We start from the raw sequence: 9,044 nt of genomic DNA, 5'->3' as shown, positions 1-9,044 counted from the left end.
GGGGGGGGGGGGGGCCCTCCCGCGCCCCGCGCGCCAGGCGGGAGTGGGAGAATCCGCCTGGCTGGATCGCGGATGGGAGGGCGCGATCCGTAAAGGGAAGGGATAAGGAACGGTTCATATAGTAGGCGCGTCGCCTTAAAGAAGCCTTAAAGAAGCCTTAAAGAAGCGTGAACGCCGCATGAAGATGGCGCGCGGTCCCGTCATCTGCCGCGCTGATCGCGGGTGGCTGGCCGGCTCCGGGCCTCGCCTGCTGCGCGCCCTCGGCCTCCGCCGTGCGGTTTGCGGCTCCTTCGATCCCTCAAGTTCCCGCATCGTGACGCGAAAATGACGTGAAGGTAACGCGTTAGCACTCTCGCTTGCAGAGTGCTAACGCAGGGTCTATAACGATAACTGTTCAAAGGAACGGCCCCCGGAACGGGGCCGCAACGAAAGCAACCGAAACGGCGGCGGAACAACTTGCCGGCCCGTTCGCAAGCTCGGTGGTCGTTGCGCGATGCGGCGCAACCGCCTGCCGGGCAAGCGTATCGGGCAAGGCGCTCGACCGGGGATCGGCCGGCGCCGGGCAGCGCGTTTCGCCCCAAGAAACGGAGATGACGATGATGTCCATGTTGGTACCTCGTTCTAATCGCTTCCTCAACGATCTTATGACCGACCCGTTCGACAACTTCTTCGGCACCATGGCGGCGCCGAGCGTGAAGACCACGCCGAACCTGATGCGCACCGACATCCGCGAAACCGAGACCGGTTTCGAGCTGACCATCGACCTGCCGGGCTTCGATAAGGAAGGCGTGCAGGCCGAGTTGAAGGACGGCTATCTGACCGTCACGGCCGAAACCAAGCAGGAGACCGAGGACAAGAAGGGCACCTACGTGCGCCAGGAGCGCTTCAGCGGCAAGTGCAGCCGTACCTTCTACGTCGGCGATGACATCGAGGAAGGCGACATCAAGGCCAAGTTCGACAACGGCACCCTGCAGATCGACGTGCCGAAGAAGATCGCCAAGCCCGAGCCCGAAACCTCGCGTTCCATCTCCATCGACTAGCCGGATTGGGCAGCGATTCCGAATCGGCTCTTCCTGGCCCCTCGAGCTTTTTCTCAACTCTCACCTCCTTACGAAAACCCCGTCGCGGTATACCCGCGGCGGGGTTTTCCGCGTTCCCCTACCACGCTCTCACCTGGGTAAACGCAAAGTTTACCCCACGGGGGTACTAGGCGTGCGCGCTTGTACGGGCGCATGATGTGCGCGTTGGGTGGGGCCGTGGAGGGCCCCGCGGCAAGTCCGGCGGGTGGGGCACGGCGCAACGCGTCGCTTTCGCCAGCATGCGGCCGCCATCCGGCCGCCGACGTCTTCCTCGAGCGTCGTCGCACCCGCCGGGCTTGTCGAAGGTTCCAAGGAAAAGGAGAGGAACGAATGGCTGAAGACGAGAAGTTCTCCCAGCCCGGCGAGGACGCGCAAACGCCTTCCCCGAAGCGCAAGGCCAAGCGCGGTTGGATCGTCGGCGGCGTCGTGGCCGCCGTGATCGTGGTGGCGGGCGCAGGTTTCTGGGTGTGGCATGAGACGCCCAGTTTCTGCAACGCCATCTGCCACAGCCCCATGGACAGCTACGTCGACACGTACTACAGCGGCGACCAGGGCATGCTGGTGACCGCGCACGCCGAGGCGGGCAACAATTGCCTGAGCTGTCATGAGCCCGTGATCACCGAGCAGGTGGGCGAGGTCATGAAGTGGACCGCCGACGACTACCCCATGACCGCCGACGGCACGAAGCTGGCCGATGGCGCCGACATGGCCAGCGAGGAGTTTTGCGCCAAGAGCGGCTGCCACGACATGGACGACGTGGTCGCCAGCACCTGGGGCTTCGAGGGCAACGACGAGAAGTTCAACCCGCATAGCAGCCACCAGGACCTGGCGCTCGAGTGCGGCGACTGCCACAAGGCTCACGAGAAGAGCGTGCTCATGTGCAACCAGTGCCACAACTTGAACATGCCCGAGGGATGGGAGGCCCCGAATGCAGCATAACGGACTCGACCGTCGCACCTTCCTCAAGGGCGCCGGCATCACGGCCATCGGAGCCGCCGCCATGGGTGCGCTGACCGGCTGCGGCAACGGCTACACCGTTCCCGCCGGCGAGGAGCCGGTAAACACGAGCGCCGGCCAGGTGCCCGGCACGCCCAGCTGGCTGGGCCAGGCCCCCGAGGTCGCCGAACGCGACATCACCGAGACCATCGACACCGAGGTGCTGGTCGTGGGCTGCCGCACCGCCGGCCTGCCCGCCGTCATCTCCGCTGCAGAAAACGGCGCGAAGGTGCTCGGCATCGACCGCACCCCGAGCGTCCTGTGCCCGCGCGAGGACATCGGCGCTATCGACTCGAAGCTGCAGCTGGCCTCGTTCGACGAGTACCCGCAGTTCAAGATTGACAAGATGGAGGCCATGGAGGACATCGTCCGCTACGCCAACGGCTTCATCGACTACGACCTGGTGAAGGTGTGGGCGAACGAATCCGGCGCCTTGATCGACTGGCTCACCGAGATCGTCGAGCGCGACGGTCGTCTGGTCATGCAGTTCGAGGGCTCCGTGGGCACGGAGGGCCAGGGCGCGCGCGACAAGGCGTGGGCGACCGGCCATAGCCCGAACAAGACCGACAAGGGCAAGGAGGACAAGAACTTCAACTTCGGCGTGTCGCTCAAGGAATACGCCGAGGACAAGGGCGCCGAGTTCCGCTGGTCCACCGAGCTCATCAAGCTGGAGCAGGACGAGAACGATCGCGTGGTCGGCATCATCGCCCGCGACGTGAACGACCGCCACTACATCCGCATCAACGCCCCCAAGGGCGTCATCCTGGCGACGGGCGGCTACGGCAACAACCTGGAGATGATGGAGGCGCGCCAGCCCTGGAACCAGAAGATGCGCATCTCCATCGCCCGCAACGGCACCGGTGGCAACCCCACGGGCGACGGCATCAAAGCCGCGATGTGGGTCGGCGGCCAGATGGACCCCATCGGCGCCGCGTGCATGTTCAACCGTGCGGCCGTCAAGCCTGACGAGAAGGCCGGCGACGGCATCGTCGGCGAGTGGTACTGGTTCGGCGAGCAGCCGTTCATGAAGGTGAACCTCAACGGCAAGCGCTTCTGCAACGAGTCCGGCCCCTATGACTACATGCTGCACTCCACCGTCATGCAGCCTGGCCACACCTACTGCGACATCTTCGACAGCGACTATGTCGAGCAGGTCAAGCAGATGAACGAGGTCGGCTGCTGCCGCCTGTACCCGTTCGACAACGGCAGCCCGTCGAACATGCCCATCAGTCTGATGCCCAAGATGTTCTTCGATCCGCTGCTTGAGAAGGGCTATCTGCAGAAGGCCGACACCCCCGAGGAGCTGGCGCAGAAGCTGAACCTCCCGGTGGACAACTTCGTGGAGACGTTCAATCGCTACAACCAGATGGCGGAGAACGGCAAGGATGAGGACTACAACAAGGAGCCCTACCGTCTGATGCCGCTGAAGACCCCGCCGTACTACGGCATCCGCACGGGCGCATGGTTCCTGGCAACGCTCGACGGCGTGCGCATCAACACGAACATGCATCCCACCCGCGACGACGGTTCCGAGATCGACGGCCTGTACATGGCCGGCGACTGCTCGGGCGGCTTCTTTAGCACCAGCTACCCGAACCTGTTCACGGGCTTGGCCTGCGGCCGCACCATGGTCGAAGGCCGTCGCGCCGGCATGCTGGCGGCAACCGGCCAGGCGTAGGGCCTGCCGGGAGAGATCCTGCGAGTTTGCGGATCGCGGGAGCCCGCTACGCGCTGACCTATGAAGCGCCGTGCACCTTCGGGTGTGCGGCGCTTTCCCGTTGCCGGGGGCGCGGTGGCGCTGCGCGCAAGGAGGGGCCGTCGCAGGGTGAGACGGACCGCTGCCTGCTAACGGATGAGAATCGCAGCATGCTAGAATGGGGCGTATGACGAAGAAGATGACATACGGCGAAGGCCAAGCTGTGAACGCCCACGAGAAAGCCGCCGATGTGCATACCGAAGCCGACCGCGCTAACGTGCGCGACTTGTTCACGCCGGCGTTCTGGCGCTCGTTCGCTGCGCTGTCGCTGGTGCTTTCCGTCTCGTCGTTCATGAACGTATCGGTGTTCCCGGCCTTCGACGGGATTTTCACGTACGCGCGTGACATATCCATCACCGCCAACGCGGCGGTTCTCATAGCCATTGGCTTGCTGGCGACCTTCCGACCTGCGCTTTTGCATGTGCGGGAGCTGAACGCGGGCGTTTTTGCGCTCATGGTGGTAGGCTGCGCCCTTCCGTTGGCGCTGGGATTGGGCAGCGCGCCGTTGCTGGTGCTGACGTCGTGCGCGCTGGCGGTTGGCCGCGCGTGGTGCGCGTTGACCGCGGGCATCGCCGCGTCGCGGCTGTCCACCGCTCAGGCAAGCGTGCTGATCCCGCTGGCGTTCGTGGCGCAAGCTGCGGCGTCGGCGTTCGCGTGGCTTTTGCCTGTGTGGGCGGGCACGGTGTTCTTCCTTGCGGCGCCCTTCGCCGCATGGGCCTTGTCGTGGCGCGATGCGCGCCCGGTGCTCGAGCAGACGCAGGCCGGCGAGGCGCCGCACGACTTCTCGGTCACGCGCCCTTCGTCGTTTCTGCCGCTGGCCAGCCAGCTGTTCGTGTGCCTGTTCCTGTTCCGCGTGGCGTTCGGCTGCTCGCTGCGTTTCGGCGAGGTCGGTGGCGTGCCCCTGTCTTCGTTCTTCGCGATCCTGCCCGTGGCCGTGGTGGCCGTCTGGGCGCTGCTGTCCGAGAAGCGTTTCCCCGCCGATCTGCTCGTGCAGGTGTCGGTGCTGTTCATCGTGGCGGGCTTTTTGGCCATGACCATGGACTTGCCGCGCTCGAGCATCGCCACGGTGCTGCTGCTGTCCACGGGCAACACGCTGTTCGACATGGTCGCATGGGCCGTGCTCGTCGCGGTGGCGGCGCGTAACAGCCGCGGCGCGGTGGCGGCGTTCGCGTGGGGTCGCGGCATCTCGGGTTTGGGATCTACGCTGGGTGCGGCGGTGGGCGTGCGCGCGAACGTGCTCGCCGGCATGGGCACGCCGCTGTTCGACCTGTTCGCTGCGGCGTTGATCCTGCTGTTCGTCGGCTATGCGCTCATCGGGCTGCGGCGGTTCAGCTTCCGCGAGGTCATCGACGGCGTGACGCCGGTCGAGACGGCGGTGGTCGAGACGCCCAAGGCCACGTTCGATGAGCGCTGCCAGGCGCTGGCAAGCCAGTACAGCCTGACCCCGCGCGAGCTCGAGGTGTTCCAGATGCTCGCGCGCGGCCGCGACCGCGCCTACATCCAGGAGCAGCTGGTGGTATCGCGCAACACGGTGAAAGCCCACGTCAAGCACATATACGCGAAGCTGGACATCCATTCGCACCAGGACCTGATCGATCTGGTGGAGAAAGGGTAGGGCGCTGTTCGCCTAAAGGAGAAGGTGATGCTTGCATGAAGCTGGTTGGATTGGTCTCGGATACGCATGGGCGTCTGCCCGATGCGGCGCTGGGCGCTTTGGCGTATTGCAACCACATCATCCATGCGGGCGATATCTGCGACCCCGGCATTTTGCGCGAGCTGCAGATCATGGCGCCCACTACGGCGGTGCTGGGCAACAACGACTACGACGAATACGGCAAGAACGTGACGCGGTTCGCTTATCCGGTTATCGACGGCGTGCGCTTCTTGGTTGCGCACTATCCCAACGACGCGCGCATCGGCTTCAACGGCTCGCGCGCGATCGCGCCGGGCGACCCGCTGCCGCAAGTGTGCGTGCACGGGCACACCCATATCCCCGAGATCCTCACCGGCCGCGATGCGTACCCGGCAAGCCTGTTCATCTGTCCGGGAAGCTGCAGCCGCCCGCGTGGCGGGTTCCCGGCATCGGTCGGCTTTATCGAGCTGGAAGCGGGCCGCGTTCGCGCGGCTCGCGTCGAATCGCTCGAAGGCGAAGTCTTGATGGAGATGGGGAAATAGATAGCGAAGCGGCCGCCCGATCGGGCGGCCGCTTGCGTGTTGCTGGTGTCTTTCCCGACTTGGGCAGCCCCTTTCGTACTTGCCGGTATTCCTCGACGGAAACGAAAAGGACCGAGTTTTTGCTCGGCCCTGGATGGACACGCACTCGCGCGATTTTTGGCAGCAAACAGCAAAAAGGCCGCCCGGTGGGCGGCCTTTGCGATTCGTTTGCCTACGGCTTAGAACTGCTTGAACACCTTGGCGGGAGCGCCGCAGATGGGGCAGTTCTCGGGGGCGGCGGAACCCTTCTCGATGTAGCCGCAGCCCGGGCACAGGAAGTAGGAGTCGTCATCGGCGGCGTCGATGTTGTTGTACGCCTGCAGGTACAGCTCGGCGTGCACGGCCTCGGCCAGCTTGGCCTTGGTGAACACCTGGACGGCCTTGTCGTTGCCCTCCTCCTGGGCCTTAGCGATGAAGCCTGGGTACATGTCGGAGGTCTCGAAGATCTCGCCGTTGGCGGAGGCGATCAGGTTCAGGTCAATCTCCTCCAGCTCGGGGGCGTCGGCCGTGGGGCGCTCGTAACCCGGCTCAAGCTCCTCGACCAGGCCGGCCTCCAGGCGGATGTGCACCTGCTCGGCGGCGCTGGTGGCCTCCCACAGGCGGCCCAGCTGCTCGTAGCCCTTCTCCTTGGCAAGCTTGGCGCAGGCGGCGTACTTGGCGGAAGCGCCCGTCTCGCCGCACACGGCGGCCTTCAGGTTCTCCAGCGTGGTGCCGACCTGGCAGGTTGCGCCGGCGACGCGGTTGAAGTTGGAGGAATTCTCTGCGGTGGGCAGCTCGGTGCGCTTATTCATGGTGATACTCCTTCTCGTCTGAAGTAGTGGTTCCGTTTGGAATCATTAATGAGAATCAATCTCAATAGCTATAGAATACCCGGCCCTCCGTCCGAGCGCAAGCGCTAATCGGCCGCAGCTGCCCGGCTCCGCACAACCGCCACACGGATAGCCGTGGGTAACTTCAATGCGGCGACCATGCGCTGCGATTGCCTCGCTAAAGAAGCCATGGTAAACTTCTCAAGATTTGTTAGCGAATAGAAACAGTTAGCGAGCGTGAAACGTGAACGAGCAGATTGCCTTGGTCGAGCAGGCGGTGTCCTCCGGCTCGGCATATCCCGATGCCGCCCGATCGGCGGAAGCGGCCTGTCCCGGCGGTAGCGGCCCATTCCACGCGACATCGCGTCGCCTAACGGGCGGCAGCCACCGCGTCGGCCAGACCCTGTGGGCCGTCGGCGGCTTCGCGTTCCTTGCGCTGGGGATGGTCGGCGTGGTGCTGCCGATCCTGCCCACCACGCCGTTCATCCTGGTGGCGGCGTTCTGCTTCGCCCGCAGCTCCGCGCGTCTGAACGGCTGGTTCAAAGGCACGAAGGTGTACAAGCAGGTGCTGGAGGGCTACGTGACCAAGCGCTCCATGACGCTGCGAGCGAAGCTCACCATCCTCGTCCCGGTGACGGTGCTGCTGGCCATCGGCTTCGCCCTGATGGGCCGCGTCCCCGTCGGACGGCTCATTTTGGCAGCGGTATGGATCGGCCATATCATCTACTTCGGCTTCATAGTGAAAACCGATAAGCAGGCATAAATCGAGCCGCCCTCCCAACGAGGCCGCCCGTGTCGCTACCGCAATGCCAGCTCGATAAGCGGAAGGGCCGTCGCCGTCGCAAGGACCGCCCAGTCGATGCGCCGAAGGCGGTAGTCGCGCAGGCAGGTCCGCGAGGCGCCGGCAGCACCGAACGCGCGGGCCTCGACTGCGTACGCGATCGATTCAGAGCGGCGCAATGCGCTGGCGAACATGGGGACAAGCGCCGACACGAGCGCAAGAGCGCGATGCAGAACGCCGCCGTTCGCGAAATCGGCGCCGCGCGACATCTGGGCGATGCACACCTTGTTGAACTCCTTCGTCAGCGTGGGGATGAAGCGCAGCGTCATGCTCATCGCTAGGCCGGCGGATGCCGTGCGCACGCCGAAGCGGCCAAGCGGGCGCAGCATCAGCGAGAACCCATCGGTGAGCTGCGTCGGGGATGTGGTGGCCATAAGCGCCGACGTGCCGAGCAGCACGCATGCGAAACGCAGCACGTTCTCGATCGCGCACGACGCTCCGCCGGTGGTGATCGTCGCCGGGCCCGCGCACCATATGACATCGCCTGAATTCACGAACAACGTATCGAAGACCAGCACGAAGGCCATAAGCCACGCGAACGGCTTCAAGGAACGAAGCTCTGCTCGCGCGCTTGATCCCGATGCTGCTTGCACGCCCACCGCAGATGCAAGCAGGATGAGCAGCGCCGCAGCGCCCTGTGCGACGAACGCCGCCGCGATGAACAGCGTTGCGAAGACGATCTTCACGCGCGGATCCAGCCTATGGGCGATCGTCGCTCCGGGGCGATATGCGCCGAACGTTGCAACGTCGGCGGCAAGCGGTGCGAAGCCTCTTCCACCCGACGGCGCTTGTCTTTTCGCGCGGGGTTGCGGGATTTCGAAGCCTTCGCCCGCATGCACGTTGTCGGGCTGCGCCGCCAGCACGCCTGCCGCAACGGCGCCCGTGGCGAAACCCGTCGCGCAAGCCGCCACAGCGAGCGGCGGCAGGCTCAGCAGCACCGATGGCGTTCCCAGCAACAGGGCGGCGACCGCGATCTGGCCCGTGTTATGCAAGATCGCCGCCACCATGCACGTCGCCACTGCGCCTAGGCCGGGGATCAGGGACACCGCCGCGCTCCCTGCGAACGCGAGCGCCGTGCCGCCTAGGCTGTACATGAGCATCGTCGGCGACCCGAACAGGAAACCCGATGCCATCACTTTCACCACTGCAACCGCGGCGGCGGCGCGCATGTCGAGCCCGAGGAGCGCTACCACCACCGCTACGTTCGCCAAGCCGAGCTTCACGCCCGGCAATGCCACGGGAAGCGGGATCATCGCTTCGATATAGCTCAGTACAAGCGCAAGCGCGCTCAAAAGGGAAATGCGCGCAAGGCGCTGCGTGGCGATGATTCGGGGATTTACGGCCATAAT

The 9,044-nt window shown here is 64.9% G+C and carries 8 protein-coding genes; 6 read left to right on the top strand and 2 right to left on the bottom strand.

From position 1 onward, the window contains the following. The first annotated feature begins 590 nt into the window (after nt 1-590). From RDW26_RS06160 to RDW26_RS06140, 5 genes are all read left to right on the top strand, one after another. Nucleotides 591-1,040, top strand: coding sequence for an Hsp20/alpha crystallin family protein (locus RDW26_RS06160; RefSeq protein ID WP_298629151.1), 450 nt, complete (start codon nt 591-593; stop codon nt 1,038-1,040). 369 nt (nt 1,041-1,409) lie between these two features. Next, entirely contained in the window at nt 1,410-2,018 is a 609-nt protein-coding gene (locus RDW26_RS06155; protein WP_298629153.1) for a cytochrome c3 family protein, read from the top strand. Continuing rightward, entirely contained in the window at nt 2,008-3,753 is a 1,746-nt protein-coding gene (locus tag RDW26_RS06150) for an FAD-binding protein (RefSeq protein WP_307982923.1), read from the top strand. Before RDW26_RS06155 ends, RDW26_RS06150 begins: the two co-directional genes overlap by 11 nt. 205 nt (nt 3,754-3,958) lie before the next feature. Next, nucleotides 3,959-5,446 (top strand): helix-turn-helix transcriptional regulator, encoded by a 1,488-nt coding sequence (locus RDW26_RS06145; protein WP_307982922.1) that lies wholly within the window; start codon nt 3,959-3,961, stop codon nt 5,444-5,446. A gap of 35 nt (nt 5,447-5,481) precedes the next feature. Then, a complete protein-coding gene (locus tag RDW26_RS06140) occupies nt 5,482-6,006 on the top strand; it encodes a metallophosphoesterase family protein (RefSeq protein ID WP_307982921.1) in 525 nt (174 codons plus the stop codon). A gap of 218 nt (nt 6,007-6,224) precedes the next feature. Here RDW26_RS06140 and ngr read toward each other — a convergent pair whose 3' ends face one another. Further along, nucleotides 6,225-6,836 carry a nigerythrin gene (gene ngr / locus RDW26_RS06135; protein ID WP_294381248.1) on the bottom strand — a complete coding sequence of 204 codons (612 nt, stop codon included), beginning with the start codon at nt 6,834-6,836 and terminating at the stop codon, nt 6,225-6,227. A gap of 262 nt (nt 6,837-7,098) precedes the next feature. Here ngr and RDW26_RS06130 point away from each other — a divergent pair, with 262 nt between their 5' ends. Continuing rightward, complete coding sequence (locus RDW26_RS06130; protein WP_307982920.1) at nt 7,099-7,617, top strand: YbaN family protein; 519 nt, start codon at nt 7,099-7,101, stop codon at nt 7,615-7,617. Between the two features lie 35 nt (nt 7,618-7,652). Here RDW26_RS06130 and RDW26_RS06125 read toward each other — a convergent pair whose 3' ends face one another. Further along, nucleotides 7,653-9,041, bottom strand: a complete 1,389-nt coding sequence (locus RDW26_RS06125) for a Gx transporter family protein (protein WP_307982919.1) — start codon at nt 9,039-9,041, stop codon at nt 7,653-7,655. Nucleotides 9,042-9,044: the final 3 nt, after the last annotated feature.

Origin of the sequence: uncultured Senegalimassilia sp., assembly GCF_902464545.1 — a bacterium.
Classification (GTDB): Bacteria; Actinomycetota; Coriobacteriia; order Coriobacteriales; family Eggerthellaceae; genus Senegalimassilia.
This window is presented reverse-complemented; position numbering and strand designations above follow the sequence as displayed.

What these genes read in the sequence shown, in the direction of transcription:
- RDW26_RS06150 (WP_307982923.1), top strand. Translation starts at nt 2,008, where the DNA reads ATGCAGCATAACGGACTCGACCGTCGCACCTTCCTCAAGGGCGCCGGC.
- RDW26_RS06160 (WP_298629151.1), top strand. Translation starts at nt 591, where the DNA reads ATGACGATGATGTCCATGTTGGTACCTCGTTCTAATCGCTTCCTCAAC.
- RDW26_RS06155 (WP_298629153.1), top strand. Translation starts at nt 1,410, where the DNA reads ATGGCTGAAGACGAGAAGTTCTCCCAGCCCGGCGAGGACGCGCAAACG.
- RDW26_RS06125 (WP_307982919.1), bottom strand. Translation starts at nt 9,041, where the DNA reads ATGGCCGTAAATCCCCGAATCATCGCCACGCAGCGCCTTGCGCGCATT.
- RDW26_RS06145 (WP_307982922.1), top strand. Translation starts at nt 3,959, where the DNA reads ATGACGAAGAAGATGACATACGGCGAAGGCCAAGCTGTGAACGCCCAC.
- RDW26_RS06140 (WP_307982921.1), top strand. Translation starts at nt 5,482, where the DNA reads ATGAAGCTGGTTGGATTGGTCTCGGATACGCATGGGCGTCTGCCCGAT.
- ngr (WP_294381248.1), bottom strand. Translation starts at nt 6,836, where the DNA reads ATGAATAAGCGCACCGAGCTGCCCACCGCAGAGAATTCCTCCAACTTC.